The sequence below is a fragment of the Embleya scabrispora genome (assembly GCF_002024165.1).
Classification (GTDB): Bacteria; Actinomycetota; Actinomycetes; order Streptomycetales; family Streptomycetaceae; genus Embleya; species Embleya scabrispora_A.
Map to the genome: position 1 here is coordinate 261,118 of NZ_MWQN01000001.1, position 14,144 is coordinate 275,261.

The window sequence follows — 14,144 nt, forward strand, 5'->3', positions numbered from 1 at the left end:
CGTTCATGTATTCTGTATTCATAATTCAAGGTGGCTACGGTGTGACATGTCAAGCACCAGATATCGGCGACGATCGACACGAGGAGTAACCGACACATGGGTATCCAGCGGCGACCTCTGCGGGAGCAGATCCGCGAGGAGTTGCTTCTGCGCCTCGACCGGGGCGACTTCGCGGCGGGCAAGGACATCAACGAGGTGGTGCTCGCCGCCGAGCTGGGCGTGAGCCGCACTCCCCTGCGCGAAGCCCTGATCACCCTCGCCGGCGAAGGTGTCCTGGAGAGCAATCAGGGGCGCGGCTTCCGGTTCGCGCCGGTCAGCAGCAAGGAGTTCCGCGAGCTGTGCGAGATCGTCGCGGGCCTGGAGTCACTCGCCCTGGAGCTCTCCGACCCGGAGGAACTCCGGGAGATGGCACCGGAGTTGCTGCGTCTGGCCCGGGGCTTCCCGGATCCGGTGGCGGAGCAGTCGGAGATCGAGTGGCACGACGACGAGTGGCACGACCTGCTGCTCGGCCGGTGCCCGAACGAGCGGCTGCTCGATCTGGTGACCAGCGTGAAGGCGGGAATGCGCCGCTACACCCACCTGATCGCGGGCGAGGACACCTTGCTGGAGCGCGAGGCCGAGGAGCACTGCCGGATCGCCGAACACCTGCGCGCCGGCGACGTCCCGGCGGCCACGGCGGCGCTGCGCGACAACTGGATCAGCGGGATGGAGCGCATGACGAGCCGGATCCCGGCGGCCCCGGGTACGGCCTGACCGACCCCGCTCCCCCGACGGGCCGCCTCCGGCCTGGTCGGGGCCGGGCTCGTCGGAGCCGGCCCGCCCGGGGCGGTTCCGCGAAACCCGGCCCGTCCGCACCGACGCCGCCCGCCGCCGTCGGTCGCGTCGGCATGTCCGGACGCGGCACGAGTACGCGGGCGGACGACGACGCCCCGACGACGGCGGGCGTCGTCGGGGCGTACGGAGTATGCGAAGTGCCCGGCGCGCCGGGCCCGTGGGCCCGGCCGGGAGATCGGCGGTCGCGTGCTACCCCTCGATCACTTCTCCAGGTCCGGGCGCAGCCGCAGGGTCTGCGCCGCGGTCTCGTCCAGCGTCTTGTCGTTGATCCCGTACACGACGCCCACGGTGTCCGCGTCGGCCCACACGCAGGTCGGCAGCGCCTTGCCGCCGGACTTGATGGTGGTGCAGCGCAACACGCCGCCCATCGAACCGGCGCCCATCTCGCGGACGGCCCCCAGGTCGGCCGACTTCTCGTCGGCGCCCTCCCGCATGCCGGCGATGATCTGATCCATCGTCGTCATCGGCGACTGGCCCGGGGCCGGGTTGGCCATCACCATGACCACCGCGCTCGGCGTGGTCGAGCCCGAGGCGCCGTACGCGGCGACCTTGGAGCCGGGCCTCGCCCCGTCCCGGAGCGACTTCTGCGCCGGATACGCGTCGTCGCTCATCTTGTTCAGCCCACCCGCCCTGTCGGGCGTGTCCACGGTGCGCTTGGGCGCCGACGTGGTGCTCGGCGGGCGGGTGGTGGGCAGGTCCGGCGGCGCCGGCGCGGGCGAGGTGGGCCGCGTGGTCGGCGGGCCCGAGGTCTGCGACGACGAGGTGGGCTTGGCCACCGGGTCCTTGTCGTCGGACGAGAACGCGCCGGTGGCACCCAGCACCGCGACGGTGCCCACGGCGATGACGCCCACCACGGCCGCGACGATGATCGCGACCTTGCGCTTGGGCTGCCCGGGCGGCGGCGGGCCGCCGTATCCGGGCCCGTAGCCCCACTGGCCCGGTGGCGGCGGGGCCCCGTAGGGATGATGGGCGCCGGGCTGCGCCGTGTGCGGCGGGCCGGGTGGGCCGTAGGGGCCACTGTATGGCTGACCGGGAGGCGGCGGCGCCCCGTACGGACCGGGCGGCGGACCATACGGCCCACCCGGGGGCTGCTGCGGCTGCTCGCCGCCCGGCGATTGCTGAAACGACACGGATCCACTTCCCCGTTGCGACTTACGATGCGTCGCCGACTACGGCCGACGACGCCCGGACCACATCCTCTCCCATCACGGCACCGCCGCGACGGGGGCCCGACGCCGGTCCGACGCACGTGCGGCCCGGGCGGATCCCTCGGTCGTGGCGGGTCCACCCTCGAACCGGCCCGGATTGTCGGCGGCGGGCGGCCGGGGTCGGTACGGTAATCGACGCGGCACGGGGTGAACAGGTAACGGGACACGGGGGGCACGATCGTCATGACGCAGTCATCGCCACCGCGGCGACAGGCCGCCGGACCGACGCCGACGCCGTGGGGCGCGCCGCCGGAGCCCGCTCCGGCCCGCGGGCCGGCCGCACCGCGCAAGCTCCTGGTGATCGTGGTGGGCGTACTGATCACCGCCGCCTCCGCCGCGGTGATCACCTTCCTCGTGTTGTGGCTGCACAACGTCGGCCAGTCGGTCGGACACGTGGACCGCCGCGACCTCAAGGACCTGCCGGGCCCGCACGAGGTCGGCCTCGGCGCCCCGGTGATACCCGGCACTTCGGGAGCCGCCGCGTGAGCACCCCGCAGAACCCGACCGATCCGCAGGACCCGTGGGACGAGCACCGGCGTGCCCGAGCGGCCTCGTCCGAGCAACCACCGTTCGCCCCGCCGCAGCCGACCCCGGCCGAACCACCGCCGTTCGCGCCCCCGCAGCCGACACCCTCCGGCCCGCCGCCGTTCGGGCCGCCCGGATCGAACACGTCGGGCCGCCCCGGCTTCGCCCCACCGCGGTCGACATCCCCGCAGCCGGCCTTGTCGAGCCGCCCCGGCTTCGCCCCACCCCCGGCACCCGGACCAGCGCAACCACACGGTCAGGCACCTGCGCAGCCGCACGCCCCGGCCCACGGGCACCCGCAGCCGCACGTGCCGCATCAGGCGCAGCCGCAGTCGCACACCCGCCCGGCGCCGTATCCCCCTTCCTCCGGCGGCGGCGGTTTCGTCGCGAACCCCAACCTGCCGCTGTACGAGACCCACCCCCCGGCCGGCCCGCACACCTACCCGCCGCACGGCGGCCCCGGCGGCCCGGCCGGCCCGGGTCCGTTGCCGCCCCACGGCCCCGGCGGCCCCGGCGGCCCGACACCCCCGTCGTCCCCGATGCCGCTGCAACCGGCGCCCTCGGACCACCACTTCGTCTTCGGCCCGCCGCTCGACCCCACCCGCATCCGGGTGCGGCGGGATCGCCCGGTCCTGCTCCGCAGCGCGCTCCTGGCCCTGGCCGTGCTCGCGGTGGCCGGCGTCGGCGCGGTGCGGCAGGCGGTCAAGGACGCCAACGACTACGACAACTCCGGCCAACACGTCGCGGTCTCCTGGGCGTTGAAGGAGGGCCGGGACGGTCCGAAGCCCCCGGCGAGCGCGGCCAAGGACCCCCGTACCCTCGAGGGCACCTGGTTCCAGGGCGACACCGTGGTCCGCTCGGAGCGTGCCCGCGTGGTGGCGTACCGCGTCGACAGCGGGGCCACCGCCTGGGAGAAGCCGCTTCCGGGCGGCGCCTCGATGTGCGCCGCCGGCGCCGAGACCGACGGGACGATCGCGGTGATCGTCTACGGCGTCGGCACCGCCTGCGACCGCGTCGCGGGCGTCGACGTCACCTCCGGCACCGAGGTCTGGAGCAAGCCGCGCACCGCCAGGGACACCCCGGCCCAGGAGCGGGTGGCCGTCTCGCACGGCGTGGCGGTCAGCGGCGACACCGCGTTCCGGATCCGGGACGGCGCCCAGCTCTGGACCGCGAACACCGTGGCGGCCGGCTGCCGGGTCACCGGATTCCGCGGCGGCGCGGCGCTGGTCGCCAACGGACAGTGCGCCGGCGCCGACACGGTCTGGGCCCTGGACCCCGCCACCGGCAAACCGGCCTGGACACACACCCTGCCCAAGGGCGGCCCGCCCGGCGCCTCCCCGGTCGTGGCCACCTCCCCGGTCATCGTCAACGAGCCGACCGGCTCGGGCGGCGCGATCCGACCGACGGTGCTGACCGATCGCGGCGAGCCCGCGTACCCGATCGACACCGGCAATCCCCTGGTCGGCGACGCCCGCGGCACCGCCCCGCGCCTGCTCGCCGACGAGCGCACCATCTACGTGCCCGGCAACAACGGCCGGTCCGTGCACGCCTCGTCCTCCCCCGGCGCCAACCAGATCATCGCGATCGACCGGGCGAGCGGCCGGGTGCGCTGGATCTCCGAGTTGCCCGCCGCGGTCAAGGTGGTCGGCCTGAGCGTGGACAGCAAGGCCGCCCCGATCGCGGTCGAGCCGGACGGCGCCCTGCGCGTGTGGGTCAACGCCCGGGGCAGCAAGCCGCCGCGCCTGGTCCGCTTCGACCCGGACGACGGCCACATCACCGTCCTCGACGAATACCCGCTGCGCCTGGGCGTCTCGCTCGCGGAGGCGATGCCCAAGCCCTTCGAACACGACGGCCGGCTGTTCCTCGTCGACGAAACCACCACCGGCCTGGGCTACCGCCTGATCGCCGGCGCCCGAAGAAACACCTGAAGCCGACACCCCGGGTTGCGCCGCCGCCTTGGCCGACACCGGTCGGGTGCACCCACCACGCCACCCGATGTCTCACCCACACGCGCTGCGGTGCGCAGGCACCGGGCACGACCCGACTCCGCCGCGCACGCAAGCTGCGGCAACACCTCAGTCGACTCGACCCGGTGCACCCACCGGCCCCACCCGACGCCTCACCCACACACGCACTGACGTTCGAAAGCATCGGACACGACCCACCGGGCCCCGCAGCCAACCGACATCACCACCTCGCGGCGCGTCAGCGCCCCCGACCCGGGCCGCCCACGCGATCGACGCGCGAAGCGCGGAGAGCGGCGGAGCCGCGGTTGTGTGGGTCGGATGGCCCGGAGCGAAGCGGAGGGACAGCCGACCCCGAGCGAGGGGCCGCTTTTTCTCGGAGGAGCGAAGCGGGGGAGAGAAAAAGCGGTGCCTCGCGAGCCGGCGCGAAGCGCCCAACAAAAAGCCCCCGCCGCCGACACGACACCACCACACCGACCCGCCCACCCCCCGACCCACCCCCCGACCCGACCCCCACCCCCTCACCTCACGCCCCCGCCGCCCCCCGACTCTGCGGCGACCGCGACCCCCACGGCCCGCTGCGCCACGTGATGCCGTTCCAGCGCCCCAACCGGCGGATCTCCCACACGCTCAACGCGGTGATGATCAGCGATCCGCCCACGCCCACCGGAAGTTTGATGTTGTCCGGCACGATGTCGGAGCCGGCGAACAGCGGGTTGTCCGTCTTGATCAGCAGATCGGTCAGGGTGAAGGCCCAGGCCAGCCACATCGCCATCAGCGCGGGCAACATGGGGTGGCCGTCGGCCGCCGAGAACAGGTGCTGGGCCACCTGCCAGATGGCCACCACGGCGAAGCCGAACACCCAGATGCCGACGACCATGGACACCCACGACAGGACCAGTTGCACCATGGTGCCGTCGGTGCGCAGCGTGTTGGTGTTGCTCCCCAGGCCCGCGCCCCTGCGGCAGCCCCAGGCCACCGCGACGCCGATCACCGGGACCACCAGGAACAACCCGACCGAGCGGACCGGGTGGATCAACTGACGCATGGTCAGCGAGCGCAGGTGCGGCCGGGCGAAGAGCACCAGGAGGCAGCCGATCAACACGATGCCGATCATCCCGTACACCGGCAGCAGGACCATCCGACGCACCATCGCCGACGCCACCTCGGCCACCACCTGAGCGCCCTGGATCCGGGTCGTGGTGGCCGACTGGCCGGAGCCGTGCGTGCGCTCCTGGTACAGGCCGCGCAGGAACACCGCCAGCACGATCATCAGTCCGAGCCACGCGCGCACCCGGTTGAGGTTGCCCATCAGCCCGTCGGGCTTGCCGATCCGGTGCGCAGGCCGCAACATCCGGTGCGCGAGCACGCCCGGGACCACCACGGAGGCGACGTAGGCGATCCAGCGCCGCTCGATCTGCGCGGCGGTCTCCACCGGCGCGTGACCGGGCCCGGTCCCGGGTGTGTTCGGGTGTGGACGTACGTCCGGCTGCCGGCCGACATGGGCCATCGCTCGAAACCTCCCCGCGGAACGACCACTCGAGCCGCACCACGGTAGCAACGCCCGCCGGCTGCCGCCGGGGGTCCGGGGCGGGCGAGGCGAATCCCCCGATTCAGCGCGTCGCGCCCGCGCCGATCCGGGGCGCGATGCCCACGAGTTCGGCCAGGCGCCGGGCCGAGTCCGCGCGGCCGATCCGGTCGTGGCTGCTCGTGGTGACCAGGAACTCGTCCGCGTCGGTGCGGGCGAACAGCGCCGCCAGGTCCGCCGCGACGGTCTGCGCGGTACCGGCGATCCGGTCGCGCCGCGCGGCGTCCAGGTGGTCGCGCTCGCGTGCGGTGAGCGCGGCGGCGCGGATCTCCTCGGCCGGGATCAGCGGCGGGAAGGTGCCGCGAGTGCGCGAATAGGCGGCCGCCCACGCCTCGGGCAGCAGCAGGTCGTCGGCCGCCTCGGCGGTGTCCGCGACGGCGACCGTGCCGGCGAGCACCACGTAGGGTCGCGCCGCCCAGGTGGACGGCCGGAACGCGGTCCGGTAGCGCTCGATCGCGCGCAGCATGCGCTCCTCGCCGATCGCCGCGGCCACCACCAGCGGTACGCCCGCCGCGGCCGCGTAAGCCGCGCCCGCCCCGGTGGCCAGCACGAACGGCGCCGGACGCAGCCCTTCGGCGGGGCGCGCGTGGACGCCCGGGTGCGCGTCCTGGGTGCCCAGGAAGTAGCCGAGCAGTTCGGCCAGCCGCTCCGGGAAGTCCTCCGCCGCGTCCTTGTCCCGCCCCAGCGCCGCGCGGATCCCGTCGGTGAACCCCACGGAACGCCCCACGCCCATGTCGATCCGCCCCGGGTACAGCGCCTCCAGCACCCCGAACTGCTCGGCCACCACGAGCGGTTGGTGGTTGGGCAACATCACCCCGCCGGTGCCGACCCGGATCCGCTCGGTCGCCGCCGCCACCGCGGCGGCCAGCACGGTCGGCGCCGAGCCGGCCACCCCCGGAACGCTGTGATGCTCCGCGACCCAGAAGCGGGAATACCCCAGCCGCTCCACCTCCCGGGCGAACGCCACCGCGTGCCGCAGCGCCGAGGCGGGGTGCTCGCCGCGAAGCGTCAACGATCGATCGAGGACGGAGAACCGGACCTGCGGCGAGAACACGTTCACACGAGTGGCAACACGTCGGCGCCCGAGGAATTCCCGATCGACGGGGGCGTCCACGTTCCCGGCGGGAAGCCGGCTGCCCCCGCCCCCTGGGACATCCCCGGGCCCCGGGGGGACGCGCGTCGGCGGACGCGATTCGCCCGGGGATGTCCCCCTCCCACCCGGCGCGGGGGCGGCACGCCGCCGGGTGCCGGGACCGTGGCCTCTCCGGTCCCGGAGTCGATGTCGAGGCGCGCTCCCCCGCGGGTGCGGGAGCCGCGCCCCGGCCCCTCAGCGCTCCCGCAGGTACGCCCCCGCGACCGCGCGCAGGTGGTCGTGCCGCCCCTCGTAGGCCCGCTGCCGACCCAGCGTCGCCTTCGGGAGCTTGGCCACCATCGTGTAGTTCGTGTCGCACACGTTGGCGGCCGGGGCCAGGCCGGCCTGGCTGACCAGCTGGTAGGCGTCGAGCAGGTCCAGGTCCAGCAGGCCCGCCGTCCAGTCGACCAGGTCGCGCTGGCTGATCCGGTAGGCGTCCTCCAGCGGGCGGGCCGAGCCCGTGGTCATCAGGTAGCGGTCGTTCTCCAGGCGCGGCGACACCGGTGCGCCGCCCTTGATCAGGTCGACCACGATCACCGTGCGCATCGCGGCCTCCACCGCCGTCCCGCATACCTCCCCCTCGCCCTGCCGGGCGTGGCCGTCGCCGATCGAGAGCATGCCGCCCGCGACGTTGACGCCGAAGTACGCGGTGGTGCCGGCGCGCATCTCGGGGGTGTCCATGTTGCCGCCGTGCGCCCCCGGGGTGATCGACATCAGCGTCTCGCCGCCGGCCGGTGCCACCCCGACGGTGCCGTGCATCGGGTCGAGCGGCAACTCGACCGAGAAGTCGCTCTTGCGGGCCCGGAAGCGGCAGACGCCCGCCTCGACGTCCAGGTCGTAGACCCAGACCCGCTCCTCCAGCGGCGCGTGCAGCATCGCCGTGGTGTGTGTCGCGGTCAGCGCGCCGAAGTGCGGGAAGGTGCTGGAGACACCCCAGTCCCGGGCGGGCGAGATGTCCACGAAGTGCACCGCGAGGGTGTCCCCGACCTCGGCGCCCTCGACCGCGATCGGTCCGGTGACGGGATTGAGATAGGGGAACTCGCAGACCGCGCTGGGCAGATCGTCGAAGCCCCTGACGTTGCCGCCGAAGCAGTCCTCGGTGGACAGCTCGACGATGGTGCCCGGGCGCACCGTCACCAGGGGCCGACGACCGCCGAAGGTGTAGGCGTACTGGTGGTAGGTCGGCCGTAGCGAGACGACTTCGAGCAGGGTCATACGGGTTCCTCGATCGGATCGATGGCGGAGATCTTGGGCCGGCGGCCCGCCAGGACCAGACCGGAGAGCAGGGCAAGACCGATCGCGAACCAGATCATGCCCAGGCGCTGCGCGTCGTCGTCGGCCTTGTAGACGACGTACGCCAGGATCGCGAAGCCGATCGAGGGCGCGATCAGGTGTCGCCAGTAGTCGCGGCTCTTGTGCCGGACGAGGTAGTGCACGACGACCGAGACGTGCAGGACGAGGAAGGTGGTCAGCGCGCCGATGTTGACCAGGCTGCTCAGCTTGGTGATGCCGTCGTCGCGGGTGCTGGTGTACAGGCCGAGCGCGAGCGAGACGGCGGCGGTGAGCAGCGTGGCGTTGACCGGCACCCGATGCTTGGGGTGCACCTTGGCCAGGATGGACGGCAGTTGCCGGTCGCGGGCCATCGCGTAGAGCAGGCGCGAGGTGGCCGCCTGGGCGACCAGCGAGTTGGCGAAGCCCCAGGCGACCGCGGTGGCCACGGCGGTGAGCTTGGCCAGCCAGCCGCCGGCCGCGACCCGGGCCGCGTCGTAGAACGCGGTGCCGTCCGGGTCGCCGTTGGCGATCAGCGCCTTGGGGTCCTCCACCAGGAGCGAGGCCACCCAGGTCTGCACGATGAACAGGGTGCCGGCGAGCAGCAGCGCGGCGACCATCGAGCGGCCGATGGCCTTGGCCGAGTCCTTGTTCTCCTCGGACAGCATGGAGATGCCGTCGAAGCCGAGGAAGCTCAGCGCCGCGATCGAGACGGCGCCGAAGGCCAGGCTCCAGGAGAAGGTGTCGCCGTTGTACAGCGGGGTGAAGTCGAAACCCCGGCCCTTGCCGTCCATCAGCGCGACCACGCCGACGACCACGAACAGCAGCAGGACGATCAACTCGCCGATCAGCATGATCTTGTTGACCTTGGCGGTCATCTCCACGCCCAGGTAGTTCACCGCCGTGTTCAGCAGCACGAAGCCGACCACCCACATCCACACCGGGATCGAGCCGACCAGCGAGTTCATCGCCACGGCGGCGATCAGGTAGAGCAGGCCGGGGACGAGGATGTAGTCGAGCAGGATCATCCAGCCGGCCAGGAAGCCCACGGGGGCGGCGATGCCGCGACCGGCGTAGGAGTACACGGATCCGGCCATCGGGAAGGCCTGGGACATCTGCGCGTAGGACAGCGCGGTGAACATCATCGCGACCATGCCGATGATGTACGTGAGCGCGACCATGCCGCCGGAGCCCTGGAACACGCCGCCGAAGATGCCGAACGGCGCGATCGGGACCATGAAGACCAGGCCGTAGACGAGCAGGTCGCGAAAGCTCAGCGAGCGGCGGAGCTCTTGCTTGTAGCCGTACTTCTCGATCGACTCGGCTCCACCGGTCGGGTCGGGTCTGCCGGTGGACCCGGGTCTCGCGGCGGATTCGGGCGCGGGGACTTCGCTCATGGGAATCTCTCCTCGGGACGACCCCGAGGGGTCTCGGAGAGACCCTAGATCCAGTTATTTCCAAATGGAAGTACTTTCGCGGTGCGGAAGCACGGCGAATTCCAGCCCCTCCGCCCGCGCGAGGAACACCTGCCGGCGCGGCGGGCCCAACGGCGACCGAGCCCAGGCCGCACGGGTGCCCTCCGGGTCCCCGTCGAGCAGGCGGTGTACCGCCGCCGCCAACCCGTTGGGGCCCAGCGCGTTCCACGACGCGAGTGCCGCGACCAGGTGCAGCCCGTCGTACAGCCCCTCCGCGTAGGCGTCCAGAACCGGCGCCTCCGGTCCGAACAGCGCCCGGTGCCGCTCGGCCAGCCCCAGCCGGCGATCGTCGGTCTGCGACGCGAACGACTGCATCACCGCGTACATCCCGCCGGTGTCGTCGCCGCCGTAGGCCAGCAGGCCGTTCTCCTCCAGGGATCCGGACAGCCGCACCAGGATCCGGTCCAGACCGGCGTGCCGCAGCGCCCGGTTGAAGTCCACCAGGTCCCGCCCGATCAGACTGAGCAGCAGCGCGTCGGCACCGGTCGTCCGCAGCCCCGCGAACAACTCGTCCAGCCCCTCGCGCACCGCGCCGAAGGCGACCCGCCGCTCGTACACCACACTGCTGCGCGCCTCGGCGATCAGCCGGGCCGCCGCACGGTGCGTGGCCTGCGGCCAGATGTAGTCGTTGCCGATCAACGCCCAACGGCGCAGCCGGTGTTGTCGGGTCAGCCAGCCGATCGAGTCGCGCAGCTGCCGCATCGGGTCGACCCCGGTGCACACCACGCCCGGCAGCCGGAGGCCGCCCTCGTGCGGCGGGGTGAAGATGTACGGCACCCGCCCGGTCACCACCGGCTCGATCGCGCGGTGCACGTCGCTGGTGTGGAAGCCGACCAGCGCCTCCACCGCCCCGGCGTCGGCGAGCTGTCGGACCTGCGCGGCGACCGCGGCGGGTGCGGCGCCGGCGTCCACGAGCACCAGTTCGAGCCGGCGGTCGCGCACCCCGCAGGCGGAGTTGATCTCGTGCGCCGCGAGCAGCGCGGCATCCACGGCGGAGGGGCCGATGATGCCGAGCGCACCGGACTGGGGCACCACGAGGCCCACTCGAAGCACCTGGGGATTCCGATCGGAATACAGCGCGTCGAGCGGCTCGATCAGGACTGTCTCGACGCTCATCAGGCGAGTAAGTATGCTCCTGGGAACGGTCCGGTGAAGGGGTGATCAGCATGTCCGCCGGCGAACTTGCCGAACGCGCCGTCGCACCGCCGCTTCTGGTCGAGGCGCTGACCGTCGCGCAGCGCCGACTCACCCGCACGCTGACCGTCGCCCTGACCGAGGAGGACTGCACCCTCGACCAGTGGCTGGTGTTGCGCACCCTGGGCGACGGCACCGGGCGGTCGATGGGCGAACTGGCCCGCGCGCTGGTGATCCCGCAGGCCACGCTGACCCGGATCGTGGACGCGCTGGTGGACGGCGGCCACATCTACCGCCGCCAGTCCGGGGCCGACCGCCGCCGGATCACGGTCCACGTGTCCCGGCGCGGTACGGACCGGCTCGCTCGGCTGAACGCGCTGGCCGAGGCACACGAGGCGGCCGTGCGCGCGGCGTGCGCGAGCGAGGACCCGGCGGCCCTGCTGGCGTTTCTGGCCGGCCCCGACACCGCCTGACCGCACCGGGAGCGAGCCGGCGTCCGGCCGGCCGTCGGGCCCCTCACCCCCCGCCGAGAAACCGCGCCGTCACCCCCGCCCCCCGCGCCGCCACGTCCCCCGGCACGCCGCTCGCCACGATCCGCCCGCCGTGCACGCCGCCGCCCGGACCCAGGTCGATCAGCCAGTCGGCGCCGGCGATCACGTCCAGGTCGTGCTCGACCACCACCACCGTGTTGCCGGCGTCGACCAGACCGTGCAACTGGCGCATCAGCAACTCCACATCCGCCGGATGCAGACCCGCCGTCGGCTCGTCCAGGACATAGAGGGTGTGGCCGCGCCGGGCCCGCTGCAACTCGCTCGCCAGTTTGATCCGCTGCGCCTCGCCGCCGGAGAGTTCGGTCGCGGGTTGGCCCAGGCGCAGATAGCCCAGGCCCACCTCGCGCAGCGTGGTCAGACTGCGCGCGGCGGCGGGCACGTCGGCCAGGAAGTCGGCCGCGTCGTCCACGGTCAGCCCGAGCACGTCCGCCACGTTCAGCCCGCGATAGGCGACCTCGAGGGTGGCCGGGTCGTACCGGGCGCCGTGGCAGGTCGGACACGGCGCGTACGTGCCCGGCAGGAACAACAGCTCGACCGCGACGAAGCCCTCCCCCGCACAGGTCTCGCAGCGCCCCTCGGCCACGTTGAACGAGAACCGACTCGCGGTCCACCCGCGCGCCCGGGCCGCGTCGGTCTCCGCGAACAACCGGCGCACGGTGTCGAACAGCCCGGTGTAGGTGGCCAGGTTCGAGCGCGGCGTGCGCCCGATCGGCTTCTGGTCCACCCGCACCAGGCGGTCGATCGCCGCCAGTCCCTCGACCGCGCGCACCTCGCCCGACACCGGGCCGCCGTCCTCGTCCGGCTCCGCCCCGGTGCCCAGGTGCGCCGCCGTCACCTCGGCCAGCACCCCGCCGACCAGGCTGGACTTGCCCGACCCCGACACACCGGTCACCACGGTGAACACGCCCAGCGGGAACGCCACATCCAGGTCGCGCAGATTGTGCAGGGTGACCCCGGTCAACGTCAGCCACGCGCCGGCCGGCCGCGGTTCGCGCACCGGCGGCGGGCCGGCCGGGAACAGGAAGCGGCGGGTCGCCGAGTCGGCCACCTCGCGCAGCCCCGCCGGCGGGCCGCTGTACAGGATCCGGCCGCCGCCCTCGCCCGCGCCCGGCCCCACGTCCACCAGCCACCCGGCCCGCCGGGCGACGGCCATCCGGTGTTCCACCACGAACAGCGAGTTCCCGGCCGCCCGCAGCCGGTCGAGCACCACGAGCAGCGCCTCGGTGTCCGCCGCGTGCAACCCGGCCGACGGCTCGTCGAGCACGTACACCACCCCGAACAACCCGGACCTCAACTGGGTGGCCAGGCGCAACCGCTGCAACTCGCCCGAGGACAACGTCGGCGTCTCGCGCGCCATGGCCAGATAGCCGAGCCCCAACTCGACCAGCACCGCGATCCGCGCCCCCAGGTCCGCGCAGATCGTCGCGGCCGCCTCCCCGTCCGGCTTCGCCTCCGCCAGCACCCGGGCCGCCTCGGTCAACGGCAACGCGACGAGCGCGGCGATGTCGTACCCGGCGAATGTGACCGCCAGCGAGGCCGGCCGCAACCGCCGACCGTGGCAGATCGGACACGGCCCGCTGCGCAGGAAACGCTCCACCCGCTTGCGCTGCGTCGCACTCTTGGAGGTCGCGAAGGTCTTCAGCACGATCCGCCGGGCGCTGCTGTACGTGCCCTGGTAGTCGCGTTGGATCCGGCTCGCGTCGCGCACCGGGTGCACGGTGACCACCGGCTGGTCCTCGGTGAACAGGATCCAGTCGCGCTCGGCCTTCGGCAGTTCGCGCCACGGCCGGTCCACGTCGTAGCCGAGCGTGGCCAGGATGTCCCGCAGATTCTTCCCGTACCACGCGCCCGGCCAGGCGGCGATCGCCCCGTCCCGGATCGACAGGTCCGGATCCGGGACCAGCGACGCCTCGTCGACGTCGTGCACCCTCCCGAGCCCGGAACAGTTCGGACAGGCCCCGGCGGCGGTGTTCGGGGAGAACGCGTCCGAGTCCAACCTCGGCGCGCCCGGCGGATACTCCCCGGCGCGGGAGAACAACATCCGCAGCGAGTTCGACAACGTGGTCAGCGTGCCCACCGTCGACCGCGACGTGGGTGCGGACCGCTGCTGCCGCAGGGCGATGGCCGGCGGCAATCCCTCGATCCCGTCCACGTGCGGAGCGCCGACCTGCTGGATCAACCGGCGCGCGTAGGGCGCGATCGACTCGAAGTAGCGGCGTTGCGCCTCCGCGTACAGCGTGCCGAACGCGAGCGAGGACTTGCCCGACCCGGACACCCCGGTGAACACGACGAACGTGTCGCGCGGGATGTCCACGTCCACGTCCCGCAGATTGTGCTCCCGCGCCCCCCGCACCCGGACATACGGATCGTGCTCGCTCATCCACCCGCTCCTCGCCGCACCGCTTCTGGCCACACCCACCGGAAGGTTGTCGTATGCCCGCGCCGGCGGACAGCCGAACCGGTC

Annotated in this window: 11 protein-coding genes; 4 read left to right on the forward strand and 7 right to left on the reverse strand. The window is 73.1% G+C overall.

Going from position 1 to position 14,144, the window contains the following annotated elements:
* The first annotated feature begins 96 nt into the window (after positions 1 to 96).
* Positions 97 to 753, forward strand: a complete 657-nt coding sequence (locus B4N89_RS01180) for a GntR family transcriptional regulator (RefSeq protein WP_078974004.1) — start codon at positions 97 to 99, stop codon at positions 751 to 753.
* 281 nt (positions 754 to 1,034) lie between these two features.
* On the opposite strand, the gene B4N89_RS48835 is transcribed toward B4N89_RS01180, so the two are convergent.
* Positions 1,035 to 1,964: a hypothetical protein gene (locus B4N89_RS48835; protein ID WP_143657796.1), complete on the reverse strand. Its 930-nt coding sequence runs from the start codon at positions 1,962 to 1,964 to the stop codon at positions 1,035 to 1,037.
* A 261-nt stretch (positions 1,965 to 2,225) separates the two neighbouring features.
* On the opposite strand from B4N89_RS48835, the gene B4N89_RS01195 reads away from it, so the two are divergent.
* Both B4N89_RS01195 and B4N89_RS01200 read left to right on the forward strand, forming a co-directional pair.
* The gene (locus B4N89_RS01195; protein ID WP_078974007.1) at positions 2,226 to 2,528 is read left to right on the forward strand and encodes a hypothetical protein; all 303 of its coding nucleotides are present in this window, start codon (positions 2,226 to 2,228) and stop codon (positions 2,526 to 2,528) included.
* A 347-nt stretch (positions 2,529 to 2,875) separates the two neighbouring features.
* Entirely contained in the window at positions 2,876 to 4,495 is a 1,620-nt protein-coding gene (locus B4N89_RS01200) for a PQQ-binding-like beta-propeller repeat protein (RefSeq protein WP_078974008.1), read from the forward strand.
* A 562-nt stretch (positions 4,496 to 5,057) separates the two neighbouring features.
* Here B4N89_RS01200 and B4N89_RS01205 read toward each other — a convergent pair.
* The 5 genes from B4N89_RS01205 to B4N89_RS01225 all read right to left on the reverse strand — a co-directional run bounded on the left by B4N89_RS01205 (position 5,058) and on the right by B4N89_RS01225 (position 11,111).
* Complete coding sequence (locus tag B4N89_RS01205; protein ID WP_143657797.1) at positions 5,058 to 6,041, reverse strand: hypothetical protein; 984 nt, start codon at positions 6,039 to 6,041, stop codon at positions 5,058 to 5,060.
* A gap of 103 nt (positions 6,042 to 6,144) precedes the next feature.
* On the reverse strand, positions 6,145 to 7,179 hold the full coding sequence (locus tag B4N89_RS01210) for an MsnO8 family LLM class oxidoreductase (protein WP_078974011.1): 1,035 nt from the start codon (positions 7,177 to 7,179) through the stop codon (positions 6,145 to 6,147).
* A gap of 267 nt (positions 7,180 to 7,446) precedes the next feature.
* On the reverse strand, positions 7,447 to 8,466 hold the full coding sequence (locus B4N89_RS01215) for an acetamidase/formamidase family protein (RefSeq protein ID WP_078974013.1): 1,020 nt from the start codon (positions 8,464 to 8,466) through the stop codon (positions 7,447 to 7,449).
* On the reverse strand, positions 8,463 to 9,917 hold the full coding sequence (locus B4N89_RS01220; protein WP_201260771.1) for an APC family permease: 1,455 nt from the start codon (positions 9,915 to 9,917) through the stop codon (positions 8,463 to 8,465). Before B4N89_RS01220 ends, B4N89_RS01215 begins: the two co-directional genes overlap by 4 nt.
* Before the next feature lie 54 nt (positions 9,918 to 9,971).
* Positions 9,972 to 11,111: a substrate-binding domain-containing protein gene (locus tag B4N89_RS01225; protein WP_078974014.1), complete on the reverse strand. Its 1,140-nt coding sequence runs from the start codon at positions 11,109 to 11,111 to the stop codon at positions 9,972 to 9,974.
* A 50-nt stretch (positions 11,112 to 11,161) separates the two neighbouring features.
* Here B4N89_RS01225 and B4N89_RS01230 point away from each other — a divergent pair, with 50 nt between their 5' ends.
* Positions 11,162 to 11,602 carry a MarR family winged helix-turn-helix transcriptional regulator gene (locus tag B4N89_RS01230; RefSeq protein WP_235618420.1) on the forward strand — a complete coding sequence of 147 codons (441 nt, stop codon included), beginning with the start codon at positions 11,162 to 11,164 and terminating at the stop codon, positions 11,600 to 11,602.
* Between the two features lie 43 nt (positions 11,603 to 11,645).
* Here B4N89_RS01230 and B4N89_RS01235 read toward each other — a convergent pair whose 3' ends face one another.
* On the reverse strand, positions 11,646 to 14,060 hold the full coding sequence (locus tag B4N89_RS01235; protein WP_078974015.1) for an excinuclease ABC subunit UvrA: 2,415 nt from the start codon (positions 14,058 to 14,060) through the stop codon (positions 11,646 to 11,648).
* Positions 14,061 to 14,144: the final 84 nt, after the last annotated feature.

What these genes read in the sequence shown, in the direction of transcription:
- B4N89_RS01180 (WP_078974004.1), top strand. Translation starts at nt 97, where the DNA reads ATGGGTATCCAGCGGCGACCTCTGCGGGAGCAGATCCGCGAGGAGTTG.
- B4N89_RS01195 (WP_078974007.1), top strand. Translation starts at nt 2,226, where the DNA reads ATGACGCAGTCATCGCCACCGCGGCGACAGGCCGCCGGACCGACGCCG.
- B4N89_RS01205 (WP_143657797.1), bottom strand. Translation starts at nt 6,041, where the DNA reads ATGGCCCATGTCGGCCGGCAGCCGGACGTACGTCCACACCCGAACACA.
- B4N89_RS01215 (WP_078974013.1), bottom strand. Translation starts at nt 8,466, where the DNA reads ATGACCCTGCTCGAAGTCGTCTCGCTACGGCCGACCTACCACCAGTAC.
- B4N89_RS01220 (WP_201260771.1), bottom strand. Translation starts at nt 9,917, where the DNA reads ATGAGCGAAGTCCCCGCGCCCGAATCCGCCGCGAGACCCGGGTCCACC.
- B4N89_RS01225 (WP_078974014.1), bottom strand. Translation starts at nt 11,111, where the DNA reads ATGAGCGTCGAGACAGTCCTGATCGAGCCGCTCGACGCGCTGTATTCC.
- B4N89_RS01230 (WP_235618420.1), top strand. Translation starts at nt 11,162, where the DNA reads ATGTCCGCCGGCGAACTTGCCGAACGCGCCGTCGCACCGCCGCTTCTG.
- B4N89_RS01235 (WP_078974015.1), bottom strand. Translation starts at nt 14,060, where the DNA reads ATGAGCGAGCACGATCCGTATGTCCGGGTGCGGGGGGCGCGGGAGCAC.